We start from the raw sequence: 18318 nt of genomic DNA, 5'->3' as shown, positions 1-18318 counted from the left end.
TTCGATTTAAAAAAAAGGATATGGTTGACCGCCATAACTAAAAAAGCAGCAAGCAGGAATCCCCCGCAATGAGTAACAAGCGTCTTGAAGACCTAAACATCGCTTCTTTTGACTCCTTGGTAACCCCAAGTGAACTAAAACAAGCACTCCCAGTCAGCGACATTGTCAGCAATCACGTTGCCGAATCTCGTGACACGATCAAAAACATCATGGACGGCAAAGATCATCGCCTAGCGATCGTGATTGGCCCATGCTCCATCCATGACCCAGAAGCCGCTTTGGACTATGCGAAGCGCTTGAAATTGCTGTCAGAAAAATTAGACGACACGCTATACATCATCATGCGCGCTTATTTTGAAAAACCTCGTACGACGGTAGGCTGGAAAGGCTTAATCAACGATCCAAATCTAGACGGCACGTTTGACATCGACAAAGGCATCCGCATTGGTCGTAAATTACTGATTGATCTTGCGGAACTGGGTCTACCACTCGCGACGGAAGCACTTGACCCCATTTCACCTCAGTACATTCAAGACCTTATTAGTTGGTCCGCCATTGGCGCACGTACAACTGAATCACAAACTCACCGTGAAATGGCCTCCGGTTTATCTGGCCCAGTTGGCTTTAAAAATGGTACCGATGGCAGCATGACCGTCGCCGTAAATGCCATGCAATCCGTTTCTCATGGCCATTCATTCCTTGGTATCAATGAAAACGGCAAAGTCAGCATCGTTAACACAAAAGGCAATGCATACGGACACTTGGTACTACGTGGTGGCAATGGCAAACCAAACTATGATGCCGCCAACGTTGCGTTGAGCGAAGCCGCGTTAACGAAAGCCAACCTAAAACACAACATCATGGTGGATTGTTCACACGAAAACTCGAACAAACAACCAGAACGCCAAATAACCGTAATGGAAGACTCAACTCAGCAAATTCTAGCGGGCAATCAATCCATTATGGGCTTAATGATCGAGAGTAATATCGGCTGGGGCAATCAAAAAGTCCCTGCCAATCTTAGCGATCTAGAATATGGCGTTTCAATTACCGATGCTTGTATTGACTGGGAAGCCACAGAAAAAGCCTTAACTCAAATGGCAGATGAACTTCGCAGCACATTACCAAAACGCCAACGCGGCTAATTTTTTTGGCGTTAGTGACTTGAAACAAAAAACGCGAACCTAGGTTCGCGTTTTTATTATCCTGAATGTCTTTTCGCTTTTAGTAACGTTTAAATAAAAGTATAAGACATTACATAAAGGCGTTGTCTGTCACAGTATGATCGGTAGAGTCTTTTACCGCAGTTAAGCCCGCAACTTTTTCAATTAATGTTTTCTCAACACCTTCTTTTAAGGTCAAGTCGACTGCACTACAACCTTGACAGCCACCTCCAAATTTCAATACAGCCACGTCACCATTAATCACTTCAACTAAACTAACTTCGCCACCATGAGCGGCCAAGCCTGGGTTAATTTCAGAATACAGCACATAGTTAATCTGATCTTCAATTGGACTGTCTTCTGTGACTTTTGGCATTTTCGCGTTAGGCGCCTTAATAGTCAGCTGACCACCCATTTTTTCAGTGGCATAATCCACGAATGCCTCATCTAAAAAGTTAACTGAATTTTTCTCAATATAAACTTTTAATTTTGGCAAATTCAGAATTTCATCTGTTTCATTAACTTCATCAGGGCGACAATAAGCCAAGCACGTTTCTGCGTATGGCGTACCCGGTTGTTGGATAAAAATACGCACAGCCATACCTTCAATCCCCTGTTTTTCTAATAAAGAAGCAAGGTATTCTTGAGCGGCATCGGTAATAGTAATGTTCATATACAACCTTAAATCTAGGTAACGATTAATAAGACTTATATTAACTCAGTTAAAGGATAAAACCAAAGACCCAGTAAAAAACTAAGGTATTTTTCCTCTTTTTATTGAGAGTGTTTATCAACAGCATTTAAGAGCCTTTCCCAACAAAAATATGCGAATAAGCCTTATTAGGAAAACCCCTAAAGATATAGATAAATATTCATTTTTAGAATAAAGAGTTTTTGCTAGTATTCGCTTACTTAATTTTATTAATCACGGTTCAATTCAATATGTATCAATACGACGCCATTGACCAACAGCTTGTTGAAGAGCGTGTTGCCCAGTTTCGCGACCAAACTCGTCGCTATCTAAACAAAGAACTAAGCGAGCAGGAATTCCTGCCATTGCGCTTACAAAATGGTTTATATGTGCAGCGCTATGCGCCGATGCTACGTATTGCCATCCCATACGGTATGCTGTCTAGTGTTCAGCTTCGTAAACTGGCTGACATCAGTCGTCGTTATGACCGAGCTTATGGTCACTTTAGTACCCGCCAGAACCTACAGTTAAACTGGCCGAAACTAGAAGATGTTCCAGACATTCTAGCTGAGTTGGCTGAAGTACAAATGCACGCGGTACAAACCAGTGGTAACTGTATCCGTAACACCACCACAGATCAGTATGCTGGCGTCATCTCGGATGAAGTGGTTGATCCTCGCCCATATTGCGAGCTGATTCGTCAGTGGTCTACTTTCCACCCTGAATTTGCGTTCTTACCGCGCAAATTTAAAATTGCCGTCAATGCCACTGAGTCCGCTGACCGTGCAGCCACTCAAGTACACGACATTGGTTTGCATATTAAAAAGAATGACGCAGGCGAAATTGGCTTCAAAGTCATTGTTGGTGGTGGCTTAGGTCGTACTCCAATGGTTGGCGTTACCATCAGTGAATTTGTTCCTCGTGAAGATCTATTGACGTATCTTGACGCCATTATCCGTGTCTACAATCAGCAAGGTCGCCGTGACAACAAATACAAAGCCCGTATCAAGATCTTAGTAAAGGCACTAGGCATCGAAGAATTTCGCCGCCGCGTTGATGCGGAATGGGCGCACCTTCGCGGTAAAGAAAGTACCGTGCCAATGAGCGAATTTGAGCGTTTAGCGTCTTTCTTCACAGCACCGGCTTACCAAACATTGAGCGACCAACCCGCTAAACTAAGCAGTAAGCTTGCAGAAAGTGCTGGCTTTGCACGTTGGTATGAGCGCAATACCTTCGAACATAAACAAGCCGGTTACCGCATCGTTACCCTCACTCTGAAAAAAGCAGGACAAGCACCAGGCGACGCAACATCAGAGCAAATGGAAAAAGCCGCCGATCTTGCGGATCGCTTCAGTTTCGGTGAATTGCGTGTCAGCCATGAACAAAACTTGGTCCTAGCGGATGTTCGTCAAGACCAATTGATTGAACTTTGGGAAGCCGCAAAAGAAGCAGGCTTTGCAACACCAACACTTGGCTTACTCACTGATATGATTTGCTGTCCAGGCGGTGACTTCTGTGCTTTGGCTAATGCCAAGTCCATTCCTATCGCAGCACAAATTCAAGACACCTTCAGTGATCTAGACTACCTGTATGACCTAGGCAATATCGATCTAAACATTTCAGGCTGCATGAATGCCTGTGGACACCACCATGTAGGTAACATCGGCATCCTAGGCGTTGATAAGAAAGGCGAAGAGTTTTATCAAGTCTCTATTGGCGGTGCTTCTGGTCACGACGCCAGCATTGGTAAAATCTTAGGCCCTTCTTTTGCACAAGAAGAAATCAGCAGCGTCATTCAAAAACTGATGCAAGTCTATGTCGATAATCGCTCAGCTGAGGAACGTTTTATTGACACTTTCCGCCGTATCGGTATTGCTGCATTTAAGGAGGCCGCTTATGCCAAAACTAATTAAAGATGGCGCCATTGTCGACAATCAGTACGAATGGCAACAAGACGCAGAAACCACTGCTAATGAAAACAGCATAGTGGCGGCTCAACGCTGGCTAGCAGAGAAAGATTCAATTGGTAAAGTAGCGGGCATCTGGCTGGAAGCTGGTGATGGCACTGAAATCTTAGAAGGCATTGACCTCAACCAATTTGATGTCATCGGGATCCACTTTCCTGCTTTTGCTGATGGTCGCGGATTCAGCTATGCACGACTGTTAAGAGAACGTTTTAATTATCAAGGCGAAGTACGTGCTCTGGGCGGTTTCATTCCGGATCAATTAGGCTATTTATTGCGTGTCGGCTTCAACAGTTTTCAATTCGCCGAAGAAGTGGATCTGGAAAAAGCCTTGTTACTGCATAAGCCTTTTTCAGTCGCTTACCAAGGTGATGTGGCAGATCCTAGACCGATATTTTTACGCCGCTAACTCTCACATTAACTATTTGTCACATAAAAGGCCATTTCGATGGCCTTTTTCTATTGCGTCTTGCCTAAGTCATGATTATCGTTGTAAAAGATCGATTCATTGTGAAAGGAATAACACGTGACAAAGATGCACCTAATCAGCCTATTGGTAGGCAGTGTTCTATCCGCTTCCGCTTCTGCGGTGACGGTATATGTTTCCGACATTCAGTTTGTGGCTATTCGAGAAGGACAAGACAATAGCACCAGAGCTGTCGAGCGAGGCATCAAAAGCGGCACGCCATTGGAGGTGTTAGAGCAATCCAATGGCTACAGTAAAGTACGCACACCGAATGGAGCGGAAGGCTGGGTAGCCGATTATTATCTATCCGACGATATGGTCACCCGTGATCAACTAGAGGAATTGCAAAAACGCCTCACCACCGCCATTCAACGTCGAAACAACATCAACAATGAGCTAAAAGAGAGCCAAGCAGAAGCCCAAGCATTACTCAACACCCAAACCGAACTGCAACAAGAAAACCAAGCGTTAAAAGCACAATTAGAAGATGTTCATTCTATTGCAGAAAAAGCAGAAATCATCGTATCGCAAAACGACACGGTTACGTATCAGATAGAAAGCCTAAAGCAACAAGCTAATATTGCCGAGCAAACCAGTCAGCAATTGCAAAATAGCCACCAACAAAAGTGGTTCATGATAGGGGCTGCCACACTGTTCGGAGGGTTATTACTTGGTACCCTTCTCCCCTTGTTAAGACGAAAAAAAGCAGGCACCGGCAACTGGTAAGAGAGCATACATAAATGGCTGACGTTTCGATTGTTCACTCCTTTTTTCTGATTTTTTCTGGAGCGGCAGTCGTTGCTTCAGTCGCACTGTACACCCGTCAACCCATGATCATTGCCTACATTGCCCTCGGCATTCTACTAGGGCCTTCTGCCCTATCTTTAATTAATGAACCCAAACTAATGGATGAAATGAGCCATATTGGCATCATTTTTCTGCTTTTCTTACTAGGGCTGGATATGCAACCTAGCCACCTTATTAATATGCTAAAGAAAGCATCCTGGGTGGCACTTTTAAGTTCCGCCATATTCGCAGCGCTTGGTTATCTGGTTTCCTTCCTGTGCGGCTACACCCAGACCGAAAGCCTTATTATTGGTGTGGCTATGATGTTCTCTAGCACCATAGTCTGCATCAAACTGTTGCCCACGACCGTATTACACCACAAACATACAGGTGAACTGGTTGTCGGCTTATTACTGCTTCAGGACCTAATTGCGATTGCGGTATTACTCGTCTTATATAGCATGTCTGGCAATGACAGTGCCGGCGTGATGAACTACTTGAAACCTCTCTTTGCTTTGCCCATTTTAATCTGCGCGTCTTTTTTATTCGTTAAATACGTTTTATTAAAATTGATCACTCGATTTGATCGCTTTCACGAATACATTTTTCTCGTGTCCATCGGCTGGTGTTTATCCATGGCAGTACTCGCCGAGACGGCAGGACTGTCTGCTGAGATGGGGGCATTCATTGCAGGCGTGAGCTTAGCCACAAGCCCTATTTCACAATACATAGCAACCCATCTAAAACCCTTACGGGATTTCTTTTTAATACTTTTCTTTTTCTCCATTGGTGCCAGCTTCAATTTAGACTTACTAGGGGCCGTTATCGTACCGGCTTTGATTTTAGCCATTGGCGCCATGCTCATTAAACCCGTCATCTTTCGTTATCTTTTAAAAGGTATGAAAGAAGACTCAAACACAGCTTGGGAAGCCGGTTTTCGTCTTGGGCAAGTGAGTGAGTTTTCGCTATTAATTGCTTATTTAGCCGCTAACATTGGCCTGCTCGGACAAGAGGCCTCTCATGTTATTCAGGCGACTGCAATTTTGAGCTTTGCTTTCTCAACCTATGTTGTGATTCTCAATTACCCAACCCCCATTGCCATCTCCGACAAACTTAGAAGAGATTAACCCCGAATGCGCCATTTTGTTAGGCTAAAGAAAAACGAAACCAACAATTATCAATTGCTTCAATCTAACCCTTTCTTTAGTCACACAAAATATAATAGAATAGCGCGAAATACCTGACTCTTCTCGAGAAGTCTTGTATAATAACGCGCAAATTTCGTCCTCACTTATTTAGAGTAATGTAATGGCTGACTTATCAAAATACAGAAACATCGGTATTTTTGCCCACGTAGACGCGGGTAAAACAACCACAACAGAACGTATTCTTAAACTTACTGGTATTATCCATAAAATCGGTGAAGTTCATGAAGGTGAATCGACTACAGACTTCATGGAACAAGAAGCTGAGCGTGGTATTACCATCCAGTCTGCTGCGGTTAGTTGTTTCTGGAAAGACCACCGTTTCAACGTTATCGACACACCTGGACACGTTGACTTCACTGTAGAAGTATACCGTTCCCTTAAAGTTCTTGACGGTGGTGTTGGTGTATTCTGTGGTTCTGGTGGTGTTGAGCCACAATCAGAAACAAACTGGCGCTACGCAAACGAATCTGAAGTTGCTCGTTTGATCTTTGTTAACAAACTAGACCGTCTAGGCGCAAGCTTTTACCGTGTTGTTGAGCAAGTTAAAAAAGTTCTTGGTGCGACACCTCTAGTTATGGTTCTACCAATCGGCACTGAAGATGAATTCGTTGGTGTTGTTGATTTGCTTACTCGTAAAGCTTACATCTGGGACGAAAGTGGACAGCCTGAAAACTACAAAGTTGAAGACGTTCCTGCTGACATGGTTGACCAAGTTGAAGAATACCGTGAAGCTTTGATTGAAACAGCGGTTGAGCAAGACGACGACCTAATGATGTCTTACATGGAAGGCGAAGAACCATCTTTGGAAGACCTTAAGCGCTGTATTCGTAAAGGTACTCGTGACCTTGCGTTCTTCCCAACTTACTGTGGTTCTGCCTTCAAAAACAAAGGCATGCAGCTTCTTCTTGACGCTGTTGTTGATTACCTACCTAGCCCAACAGATGTTATCCCACAGGATCTTACTGATGAAGAAGGTAATCCAAACGGTGAGAAAGCAATCGTTGATGCTAGCGAACCATTCCGTGCACTTGCGTTTAAAATCATGGATGACCGTTTCGGCGCATTGACATTCGTACGAGTTTACTCTGGTAAGATCAATAAGGGTGACACCATCCTTAATAGTTTTACAGGTAAGACCGAACGTGTTGGCCGCATGGTAGAGATGCAAGCGGATGACCGCAAAGAAATCAGTTCAGCACAAGCTGGTGATATCTTAGCAATCGTAGGCATGAAAAACGTACAAACTGGTCACACTCTTTGTGATCCTAAGCACCCTTGTACGCTTGAAGCCATGGTTTTCCCAGAGCCAGTTATCTCTATCTCTGTGACACCTAAAGATAAAGGTGGTAACGAGAAAATGGGTATTGCAATCGGTAAAATGGTTGCTGAAGATCCAACGTTCCGTGTAGAAACAGACCAGGATTCTGGCGAAACAATTCTTAAAGGTATGGGTGAACTTCACCTAGATATCAAAGTAGATATCTTGAAACGTACTTACGGTGTAGACCTAGTTGTTGGTCAACCACAGGTTGCTTACCGTGAAACCATCACCAAAGAAGTTGAAGATACCTACACGCACAAGAAACAGTCTGGTGGTTCTGGTCAATTCGGTAAGATCGATTACCGCATCAAACCAGGTGAGCTAGGTTCTGGCTTCACATTCTCTTCTTCTGTTGTGGGTGGTAACGTACCAAAAGAATTCTTCCCAGCAGTCGAAAAAGGCTTTAAGTCTATGATGGAAGAAGGCGTTCTAGCAGGTTTCCCTGTACTAGACGTTGAAGTTGAGCTGTTCGACGGTGGCTTCCACGCAGTTGACTCCTCTGCTATTGCCTTCGAAATCGCTGCTAAAGGCGCTTTCCGTCAGTCTATCCCGAAAGCTGGTCCTCAGTTGATCGAGCCTATCATGAAAGTTGACGTATTCACGCCAGACGATCACGTTGGTGACGTAATCGGTGACTTGAACCGTCGTCGCGGCATGATCAAAGACCAAGAGAAAGGCGCAACTGGCGTTCGCATTAAAGCCGACGTTCCTCTTTCTGAAATGTTTGGTTACATCAGTACACTACGTACAATGACATCAGGTCGTGGTCAGTTCTCTATGGAGTTCTCTCACTACCTACCATGTCCATCAAACGTAGCAGAAACTGTTATTGCTGCGCAAAAAGAGAAGAAAAGCCAAGACTAATCTTTCTTGAGCGAATAAAAAAAACCGATGCTTGGCATCGGTTTTTTTTGCCCTATTGGTTGGGCTTTAGTGAAACCAGCCAATAAAAAAGCCGGGCGCATAAAATGCGGCCAGCTTTTCATAAGTCACAAAAGAAAGAGTAAAGCCTTAGAAAGGAACGGGGTACTCTTTAAAGACCGTCATAATGTCATTCAATGCCTGATCACTAAGCATCATATCAAAGGCAGCCATATCTTCTTGCAACTGATCTAACGAAGTAGCACCTATGATGGTCGAGGTGACACCATCCACTTGGTCACACCAAGCCAATGCCAGTTGCGCTGGCGTCATATTATAAGTATGAGCCACATCCAAATACGCCGACACAGCTTTATCCACTAACGGCGTATCACGAAAAATACCATTCCGTTGTGCATAGCTCCAACGACTGCCTTCAGGGCGAGCACCACCAAGATATTTACCCGTTAACGCTCCAGCGGCGAGGGGCGACCATGGCAAATAAGCCACATCTTCATGGACACAGTTTTCAATCAAGTATGGCCAATCTTTGGTATGCAATAGACTGAACTCATTTTGAATGGATGCCACTCTTGGCAAATTATGCTTTTCACTCAAACGAAGATATTCATTAATGCCCCACGTAGTATCATCAGACAAACCAAAGTGGCGAATTTTGCCCGCTTTTATACACACCTCAATGCCTTGTAAGATATCCAACATCTGATTGGAGTGCTCAACACCATCCACATCAGTGAAACGAATGTGATTCGGAAAGTGCTTAGCAAAATGAGGAGATGTACGATTAGGCCAGTGCAGCTGATACAAATCGATGTAATCCGTCTGCAAACGCTTCAAAGACGCATCCACCGCCTCAATTACAGCCTGCCCAGTAATCGGACCGCCATCACGAACGTACTTCAATCCAGCCCCAGCTATTTTAGTCGCCAGTACAAAATCCTCTCGCTTAGAAGGATGTCGCGATAACCAATCACCAATAATCGTTTCAGTCTTACCATAAGATTCTGGTGTCGGCGGAACCGAATACATTTCCGCCGTGTCCATAAAATTAACGCCGTTGTCTAACGCATATTCAATCTGCTCATCTGCGTCCGCCTGCGTGTTTTGAGTTCCCCAAGTCATGGTCCCTAGACAGACCCTTGAAACCTCTAAACCTGTTCGGCCTAATGGCACATATTTCATCGTTCATATCCTTCTTAGGAAAAAGAAAGTATCCATGAAAACAAAAAACTGGTCATCAGACCAGTTTTATCAATGAAAACAATGAGGACGTGAAATAAAAAGCTAATCGATTACGGCAGCGGAATCATCCAATAAAGGCTCATAACGCTGATCTGTTAGCGTTTTCAGAAAAGCGACAATGGCATCCACTCGCTGATCGGGCAATGCAGGCCCTTTTTCCAATTCGACAAAATCAATATTCTCAGACACTTCCGGTTCTGCCCAAGGTTTACCTGTTTCTGGGTTAATTGTGCGCGTTGGGTTGTTATATTTGTCATAGAACAACACCACAGTACGCAAATCTTTAAATACCCCATTGTGCATGTAAGGCCCAGTAACCGCGACGTTTCGCAAAGAAGGGACTTTGAACTTACCCGCCTGCTTAGGATCATGAATATCAGGATTATCCAACAACCCTCGATCAATCACACCGCCACTATGTGCCACTAAAGCCGGATTAGCAGGCACACCAATGTTTCTGTATTCGTAATTTGTAAACGTCTCTTGCGAATTAAATGGCGAACTATTTAATTGGTGGCAAGCATTGCAGTTGGTAAATTGTTGTGAGAAAAATAAAGTTTTGCCTAACTCTTCTTGTGGCGTTAATTTCACCTCTCCGCGTAACGCCCTGTCATACTTCGAGTCAAATGGCATAAAGAGTTCGGTTTTTTCAAAGCTGGCAATGGCGTCAGCAATGGCATCATAACCCGCTTTAGGGTCATCCAATATCCCGTCACCATACAAAGCATTGAACGTCTGCTGATACTGTGGGTTTTCCTTCACTCGCTGAACCACCGCATCGCCATCTGACAACGCCATTTCAACAGGGTTTACAAATGGACCTTGAGCCTGCTCCGCTAACCCTGAAGCCCGACCATCTAAGAACTGTCCACCACGGTATTCGCCATTAGACATTTTATGAAAAGCGGGAGAGAAGGCAGCATAACCCGCCGCTGGTGTATTACGCCCACCCATTGAATGCCCATCACTGCCCAACGAAACAGCCCCACCAACCGCATCTAAGCGTTTATCGACAAACGCCGTGGCAATCGCATGACAGGTCGCACAAGACTGATTTCGCTCTTTGGATAAGTTGGTATCAAAAAACAACTGCGATCCCAACAAAGCTTTAGGATCGGTTAGGGGAATTGGTAACTCGTTTGACGCCTGAGACTGAGACGTTTTGGCGTGATTTACCGCTTTAGTTTGACTGGCAACCTGATTTGACTCGCCACAAGCAGCCAAAACAATAGCAGCGGTGATGCCCAAAGAAATTCGCAATATCATTGACTACTCAGCACTCTGTTTCCATTGTGAGGGCATAATACACCCAAGACAAATATCAGTAAAACAATGACAATCATTATTATCCAATTTCCCCCAAAGAAAGCATTTACCACGATGTAAATCAAACAAGGTGACAAATGCCCTTACACTGGCATGGATTAGATATGAATTATTGGTCGGGAAGGGTCACATTTAATTCTAAAACAGAACATTCATCTGTATTGTCTAATTGAATCTGGACATCTTCACTGCCAATTTGCACATACTTTCGAATGACATCAATAATTTCTTGCTGCATTTGTGGCAAATAATCTGGCTGCTGTCGCTTAGTGCGTTCATGCGCTACGATTATTTGCAGCCGATCTTTTGCTACAGAAGCCGAACTTGGTTCAGCTTTGCTCTTAAAATAATCAAAAATCCCCACACTAACCTCCTAACAGGCGCTTGATAAAGCCTTTCTTTTGAACTTCTAAAAAGCGAAATGGTTTTTCTTCACCCATTAAGCGATCAACCGCATCAGTATAGGCTAAGCCCGCTTCGGACTCAGTCTCTAAAATCACTGGCGTACCTTGATTTGATGCTTTTAAGACGGCCTCAGACTCCGGAATCACACCCAATAGAGGAATCGCCAAAATGTCTTCCACATCAGACACACTCAACATTTCACCCAGCGCAACACGTTCTGGATGGTAACGAGTTAAAAGCAGATGCTCTTCGATTGGCTCTTTACCCTCTTCAGCACGTTTTGACTTACTTTGTAAAATGCCCAAAATACGATCCGAGTCTCGCACCGAAGACACTTCGGGGTTTGTCACAACAATGGCCGCATCAGCAAAATACAAGGCCATCTGAGCCCCTTTCTCAATACCGGCTGGTGAATCACAAATAATGTAGTCAAACTCTTTGGAAAGCGCTTCCAGAACCTCTTGAACCCCTTCGATTGTCAATGCATCTTTATCTCTGGTTTGAGATGCTGGAAGAATAAACAAGTCTTTGGTACGTTTATCTTTAATCAATGCCTGTGATAGGGTTGCTTCTTTGTTGATGACATTAACAAAGTCATACACCACTCGACGCTCACACCCCATAATCAAATCAAGATTACGCAACCCCACATCAAAGTCGATGATGACGGTTTTGTGCCCTTTCAGTGCAATGCCAGTACCAATTGCAGCACTAGACGTTGTTTTCCCAACACCACCCTTACCCGAGGTAACGACAATAATCTTTGCCAATGTTTTATCCTCCAATGACTCGAAATGAACCATTTTAATTAATCTATCAATCTACAACGGAACCACTTCTAATTGTTCGTCCGTTAAATATACTTGAGCGCTGTCTTTCCATACTATCTTCTGCAATGCATCACTCAACATAAAATTACCCGCAATCGAGACCAGCTCAGCCTCTATGCTTTTGCAAAAAATACGTGCTTCTGTATCCCCTTTCACGCCTGCCAAAGCACGCCCACGCAACGCACCATAAACATGAATATTACCATCAGCCAACACTTCAGCACCGGCACTGACTTGGGTTAATACAATTAAATCCCCTTCCGCATACACTTGCTGACCTGAACGAATCGGCTTAGTAATGATTTTTGTGGCTTGCGGAACCCGCTTTTCTTCAACAACCGTTTTGACCACAACATCTGGACTGACCTCGGCTGACGACACTGGCGCCATATTGATCGCACGGGCTTTACTGGCAGGTAACAAAGCAATCGATACCTGCGCATGCCATACTGGCAGCGCTTCGGGATCACATCGCCAACCTATGACACTTAGTCCAAGCGTCGAAATAGCTCGTATTAATGCCTCAAACTCTTCGATACGAATGCCACGCTTCATCTTCGACAGATCTATGATAATCGGTGCTTGATTAAAGAAATTCGGCACTTGTGCAATTTTTTGCTCTAATTGAGTAACAATCCCCTCTAATGAAAACGAGCGAATCTCCAACAAAATAGTAGTAACCACACTTCCTTTTAATTGGAAGCCAGAATCAGTCATCTACATTATCCTTATTAAACAGTCTAAACAGGGCCACATACGCAAGAAATAGCTCACAGCCTTAATACCGCAGCATTCTACCAAGGCCGCCAACGAAAGAAACGCTAATAAACCGTATTTTTACAATAAAGAAACACAATTATTTGCTCTCTTATAGTGCCTCATGTAGCTTAAGTGCTCAATATTGAGCGATCTTTTAACTTTATGATTCCATTAAGGTTTTACAAGTTACTTACATACTTGTTCCCATTAAACTGGGGAAAACTTTTGCACCATAGATAATCATTCTGTAACGGCAAATTCAGGCGCCAATCGACTCACCCCCAAACCACTTTGCTTCGTTAACTTAATTTGCACCGGAATTCGCTCTTTCAACGCACTAATATGACTGATGATGCCAATGGTCTTACCTGAAGAATGCAAATTGTCTAATGCGTCCAAGGCTGATTCCAGCGTTTCACTGTCCAGCGTGCCAAACCCTTCATCAAGAAACAAAGAATCAATGCTGGTTTTATGAGACACCAAATCAGAAAGAGCCAAAGCCAAAGCCAAACTCACCAAGAAAGACTCGCCACCAGACAAGGTTTTGGTGTCTCGACTGGCGTCGGCCTGCCAAGTATCAACAACCTCAAGGGAAAGAGAATCTTCCTCACGACGTTTTAGTTGATAACGACGATGCAATACCTGCAAATGTTGGTTTGCCAAATACACCAAATGATCCAGCGTTAAGCTTTGCGCAAACCGCCTGAACTTAGCGCCATCCGCCGAACCAATAACATAATTGAGACGCTCTAAATGAACAAAATCGATTCGTTTATTCTCCAGCGCCTCAAGCAAACTCGCCACTTGCTTGCTGCGCTGCGCTTCTTGCTTCAACTGTTCAGTGACCACGCCCCATTCGCGATGCAAGGCTTGTTGTTGAGCTTGCAGTTCATCACGTTTTATTTTTAATTCGTCCAAATTAATCAATAACAAAGACGGATCGGCAATTTTTTCTTGCGTCTCTTGGTGCCGCTGCAAGTTCTGCTGCGCTTGAGTGAACAAAGTTTGATGCTCAGCAAAGCGAGTCTGTAAGGTTTTATCCGTTGCTTGCCATTCTTGCCGTTGTTGCTCTGAAATACGCGCAGCTTGCCAGCTTTGCTCGTCGCTAAAGCCTACCTCTTCCAAGCTTGCTAACCATTTAGGTTGCAAAACTTGCTCTTTTTTCACCTGTTTTTCAATGTTAGCTTGCATGGATTTAAGCTGAGTCGTCAGAGCCAATAAGGCATCCTGCAAGTTCTGCCACTGAGTTTGCTGCGTTTGTTGCTCCTGCTCAGCGTTTGCCAACTTCTCGTTCATAGCCAGCTGTAGGGAGTCAATCGACTCTCCCCCAAGCAAATCTGATAAAGCAGCATGAAGCGTCGTACTCTGCTGATTTAGTTGACTCAGCTTGTCTTCAGCTTTTTTCACATTACTCTGACTTTCTTCTAGGGCAGATTTTAGTTTACCCTGCTCAAACTGAGCCTGCTCTCGCGTTTGCAAGAGCTTATCCTGTGACGTTATAACCTCTTTCCACGCCATAACATCTTGCTGTAAACGTGCGATCGCTTGAGTCATAGGTTGATCAAACAAAGACGGCAACACACCAGCCTGTTGCATGGCTTGCTGAAGCGCTTGCTCTGCTTGAGCGATGTTCTTCATCACCTCTTTCTGTCGGCTTTGCTCTGTTTCTAACGCTTGTTTGGCTAACTGCAGATGTGCGTCCAATTCGGCTAATCGAGCATCATAGTTTTGACGCTGCTCTTGCAAAGCTTGTCGCTCTTTTTCGAGCTGCATAACAACATTGTACTTTTGTTGAACACTAGATTGTGTTTGCTGAACAGTTTGCCAAGCTTGCATAAAGGGTAAGATCTGTTGCTGATTGTCCACAACATCAATTCGATCATTTTGGCTCTTTTCTAGATAATGAGGTGACAAACCTAAGCTAGACAACAAAGGCAAAATTTGTTGTTTTCTTTGCTCTTGTTGTTCTTGCAAACCCAATAACTGCTGACCGAGTAAGACTACCTCTTTTGCTAACAGTTTCTCATCTGCCGCTAACGTTTGACCTTGTTGCTTCACGTCTTCTAAAGACTGATTCAAAGCCATCAACTGCTGCGGATGACCGGAATCTTGCTGGTACAAGGCTTGATGCAAATCGTGTTGTTGAGAGCCACACAATGGACAAGCTTGCTCTTCCTGAAGCTGCTCACGAAGCGTGGTTAACGCGGTAATATGACGTTCCGCTTCCACCAGTTGCTCAAGAGTTTTCTGATGCGCTGCTTTTTCTTTATAAGACTGTCGCGCCTCCACCAATTGTTGTTCTATGCTTGCTATTTGATGGTTTAATTGACGGATCTTCTCTTCAAGCTGATTTTGCTCAAGCTCGTAGGACTGATAGTCCTGCAATAATTGCTCTATCTGCCGACTAATTTGCGCTTGCCTTTCTACCTGCAAAGCCTGATCCGACCAAGTCTGCCAATCTTGTCCGCCAGTAAGCTCATGAAAGGCTTGCAAAGCTTCTGCATGCTGTTGTTGATTGACTTGCCAGGCATGGCTTGAGGTCTCACCAATCATCACATGCCGTTGTTGCTGACCCAGTGCATCTTTATAGGCTTGCTGTTTTTCCTGCACCAAGGATGACGATTGCGCTAATGTCTGATGGTTTGCAGACAGACTCTCTAACTGATGTTGCCAATTGGCCAACTCTGCTTCAATCTTTTCCATACCTTGGTATTGGTCAAGCTGTTGCTGGTTATGCTCAATAGAAACCTTGATTTGAGCGAAGACATTTTCTCTTTGGGTTTTTTCATCTAACAGTAATTGATGTTTTTGATGAGCTTGCTCAACAAAATCCTTTTGCTCTTCTAACTGGCTAGATAACGTTTGCTCTTGCAAGACCAAAGGCTGAATTCTATGCTGGATCTGTTGCTGTAATTGCTCAGCTTCCTTCTTGATCGCCGCCAAATTCTCTGTACTGACCTCAAGATTTTTGGTGATCTCTTGTTGTGTTTCAAACGTTTCTTGTTTGCTCTTTTCCAGAGAAACTTGCTCTTCTTTGAGCTGAGACAAAGCATCACGAACATCCACCAGCTTGGCAAAATCTGCCTCAAGGCTTTGTGCTTTCTGAGCCTGTTCCAATGCTTTTTTCTGATCGGCAAAGGCCTGCACTGAGGCTTCAGTGTCGGCTAATGACCGAACAGCATTGCGCTCTTGTTGTTTGAGCTCTGCTTGCTTTCGTTGCCACTCAAAAGCCATTTGATGAAGCGCCACTTGCTTGGCATAAGTTGTGTCTTGTTCGGCAAACCGTGTCTCTTTTTGCTTTAAAGCTTGCAGATCATCGGCTGACATTAAAGGGGTTTGTTGACTGGCCAGTTCTAAAGCCGCAATAGCTTGTTTTTCTTGCTTGTGCTTATCAAACACCCATTTCGATACTTGCCCATAAATTTCCGTGCCAGTAAGCTCTTCCAACAATTCGGCACGCTCATTGGCTTTTGCATTCAAGAAAGCCGAAAAGCCTCCCTGAGCCAACAACATGGATTTAGTAAAACGTGCGAAATCCAACCCAGTTAGCTCGGCAACCTTGTCGATTTTATCGTTTATCTTGGTGGTAATGATGCTGCCATCGATCTCACTCAATTCACAGCTCATGGGTTGCAGCTTGCCATCACTGACATTGCGCGCTCGTCTCTGCGACCAAAAAGCTCGATAGCCCTTACCTTTTACTTCAAATTCCACTTCTGCCAAACATTCCGCAGTATGTCGAGTCATAACATCATTTTGACTGGGCGAGACTTTTAATCTAGGCGTTTCATGGTACAAGGCCAAACAAATGGCATCCAATAAGGTGGATTTGCCTGCACCAGTGGGTCCAACAATGGCAAACACACCCGCGTCATCAAATGGGCTTTTGGTAAAATCGATTTGCCATTCCCCTTTTAGGGAATTGAGGTTCTTAAGTCGTAGCTTACAAATTTTCATTCGACCGTCTCCACTTGCACCTTGCCATGACCTTCCATCTGCTCATTCACGTCTTCTAAGCATTGTTGAAAGAGTTGCGACAAGGCAGTTTTTTCCTCGTCTTTTAAATCTAAGCTGGCAGTAACACTGCGATCAAAAACCTCTTCAACCGATAACTCAGATAAGGTTTGTCGCTCAGTAAATGCCATTGACGTTTCGCCTTGTGCTCTCCTACGCATTACCCTTAACAGTTCAATGGGCTTTCCTTCCACCACTTGTAATAATTGCTTATGCAAGTCACTCAAATATTCGTCCGCTAAGACAGATACTTCCAGCCAAATGGTTTTGCCTTCTTCACAAGACAGACCTTCGATCTGAGACAACAGACTTTGTAGATCCCCTTGTAAGCTGACCATGGGTTGAAAACACGGAATCGGTTTTAACACCACAGGCTCTTCTTGCTCGGCAAACAGATCCGTCATGACATTGCAGTCTTTAGACAGCATGGCTGTAGACAGTAACTCCGTATCAAGGATAACCACCGACTTGTCACGCCCTAGTTCATCAAAACTCAGTGCGATGGGCGAGCCGGAATAACGAAAACAACCATTATTACCGATCGCTTGTGGGCGATGAATATGGCCTAACGCAAGATAATCAAAAGGTGGGAAAACCGAGGTGGGTAAGGTATCCAAAGTGCCCACATACAAGTCACGCACCGATTCGCTTAACTGACTACCAAATGCAGTAAGATGACCCGTTCCAATAATAGGCAATGGCTTTTTCCTATCGGCATTACGCAGTGCTGCTAGTTGATAAAGGCGAAGATAAAAATCTTTAATTTGCTTCAGCAAGCCTTCTTTCTTGTCTTGCTCTGATTGCCCTGATTGGCTTTGCATAATGTCTTTTGGACGCAAATATGGCACAGCACAAAGCCAAGCCGCTTCATTGCCTCGACGATCTTTTAGAGTTACGACGTGTGAATCCAAGTCAGTTAAATCCGCTTGAGAAATGACTTGAACGTCCAGATAGGCCAATAAACTCTTCGACTCGTTGAGCATACTCACTGAATCATGATTGCCCGCTATGACCACCAGCTGACATGTTCTGGCGCGCATTTCCAAGACCAATTGATGGTACATTTCGCGAGCGTAACTTGGTGGTGAGCCTGTATCAAATACATCACCCGCAATAATTACGGCCTCAATTGACTCTCGCTCTACCACAGTCAATAGCCACTCAATAAATGCCTTATGCTCTTCACGACGGGATTTACCCATGAAATGCTGCCCCAAATGCCAATCTGAGGTGTGTAAAATCTTCATTTGGTAACCTAATA

The 18318-nt window shown here is 44.2% G+C and carries 14 protein-coding genes; 6 read left to right on the top strand and 8 right to left on the bottom strand.

Going from position 1 to position 18318, the window contains the following annotated elements:
• The first annotated feature begins 68 nt into the window (after positions 1 to 68).
• A complete protein-coding gene (locus ACHUFM_RS09040; RefSeq protein ID WP_394181579.1) occupies positions 69 to 1145 on the top strand; it encodes a 3-deoxy-7-phosphoheptulonate synthase in 1077 nt (358 codons plus the stop codon).
• A gap of 109 nt (positions 1146 to 1254) precedes the next feature.
• Here ACHUFM_RS09040 and nfuA read toward each other — a convergent pair whose 3' ends face one another.
• Entirely contained in the window at positions 1255 to 1836 is a 582-nt protein-coding gene (gene nfuA / locus ACHUFM_RS09035) for a Fe-S biogenesis protein NfuA (RefSeq protein ID WP_394181577.1), read from the bottom strand.
• Positions 1837 to 2105: 269 nt separating this feature from the next.
• On the opposite strand from nfuA, the gene ACHUFM_RS09030 reads away from it, so the two are divergent.
• The 5 genes from ACHUFM_RS09030 (at position 2106) to fusA (ending at position 8463) form a co-directional block, all read left to right on the top strand.
• Positions 2106 to 3767: a nitrite/sulfite reductase gene (locus ACHUFM_RS09030; protein WP_394181609.1), complete on the top strand. Its 1662-nt coding sequence runs from the start codon at positions 2106 to 2108 to the stop codon at positions 3765 to 3767.
• A complete protein-coding gene (locus ACHUFM_RS09025; protein WP_394181575.1) occupies positions 3751 to 4227 on the top strand; it encodes a DUF934 domain-containing protein in 477 nt (158 codons plus the stop codon). The genes ACHUFM_RS09030 and ACHUFM_RS09025 overlap by 17 nt, the downstream gene beginning before the upstream one ends.
• Positions 4228 to 4353: 126 nt before the next feature.
• Positions 4354 to 5010: a TIGR04211 family SH3 domain-containing protein gene (locus ACHUFM_RS09020; protein WP_394181607.1), complete on the top strand. Its 657-nt coding sequence runs from the start codon at positions 4354 to 4356 to the stop codon at positions 5008 to 5010.
• Positions 5011 to 5024: 14 nt separating this feature from the next.
• On the top strand, positions 5025 to 6197 hold the full coding sequence (locus ACHUFM_RS09015; RefSeq protein ID WP_394181573.1) for a cation:proton antiporter domain-containing protein: 1173 nt from the start codon (positions 5025 to 5027) through the stop codon (positions 6195 to 6197).
• Between the two features lie 181 nt (positions 6198 to 6378).
• Entirely contained in the window at positions 6379 to 8463 is a 2085-nt protein-coding gene (gene fusA, locus ACHUFM_RS09010) for an elongation factor G (RefSeq protein ID WP_394181571.1), read from the top strand.
• 147 nt (positions 8464 to 8610) lie between these two features.
• On the opposite strand, the gene ACHUFM_RS09005 is transcribed toward fusA, so the two are convergent.
• The 7 genes from ACHUFM_RS09005 to sbcD form a co-directional block, all read right to left on the bottom strand.
• Positions 8611 to 9663, bottom strand: coding sequence for an aldo/keto reductase (locus ACHUFM_RS09005; protein ID WP_394181569.1), 1053 nt, complete (start codon positions 9661 to 9663; stop codon positions 8611 to 8613).
• A gap of 102 nt (positions 9664 to 9765) precedes the next feature.
• Positions 9766 to 10989 (bottom strand): cytochrome-c peroxidase, encoded by a 1224-nt coding sequence (locus ACHUFM_RS09000; RefSeq protein ID WP_394181567.1) that lies wholly within the window; start codon positions 10987 to 10989, stop codon positions 9766 to 9768.
• 169 nt (positions 10990 to 11158) lie between these two features.
• Complete coding sequence (minE, locus tag ACHUFM_RS08995) at positions 11159 to 11413, bottom strand: cell division topological specificity factor MinE (RefSeq protein ID WP_063331204.1); 255 nt, start codon at positions 11411 to 11413, stop codon at positions 11159 to 11161.
• A gap of 1 nt (position 11414) precedes the next feature.
• Positions 11415 to 12224, bottom strand: coding sequence for a septum site-determining protein MinD (minD, locus tag ACHUFM_RS08990; protein ID WP_394181565.1), 810 nt, complete (start codon positions 12222 to 12224; stop codon positions 11415 to 11417).
• Between the two features lie 51 nt (positions 12225 to 12275).
• Complete coding sequence (gene minC / locus ACHUFM_RS08985) at positions 12276 to 13001, bottom strand: septum site-determining protein MinC (RefSeq protein ID WP_394181563.1); 726 nt, start codon at positions 12999 to 13001, stop codon at positions 12276 to 12278.
• Between the two features lie 282 nt (positions 13002 to 13283).
• On the bottom strand, positions 13284 to 17000 hold the full coding sequence (locus tag ACHUFM_RS08980) for an AAA family ATPase (protein WP_394181561.1): 3717 nt from the start codon (positions 16998 to 17000) through the stop codon (positions 13284 to 13286).
• Complete coding sequence (gene sbcD, locus ACHUFM_RS08975) at positions 16997 to 18304, bottom strand: exonuclease subunit SbcD (RefSeq protein ID WP_394181559.1); 1308 nt, start codon at positions 18302 to 18304, stop codon at positions 16997 to 16999. Before sbcD ends, ACHUFM_RS08980 begins: the two co-directional genes overlap by 4 nt.
• Between the last annotated feature and the right edge of the window lie 14 nt (positions 18305 to 18318).

The organism is Marinomonas posidonica (assembly GCF_043643765.1).
GTDB classification, from domain to species: domain Bacteria; phylum Pseudomonadota; class Gammaproteobacteria; order Pseudomonadales; family Marinomonadaceae; genus Marinomonas; species Marinomonas posidonica_A.
Note: the sequence above shows the minus strand (reverse complement) of the source record. Positions and strands in the feature narration are given on the sequence as shown.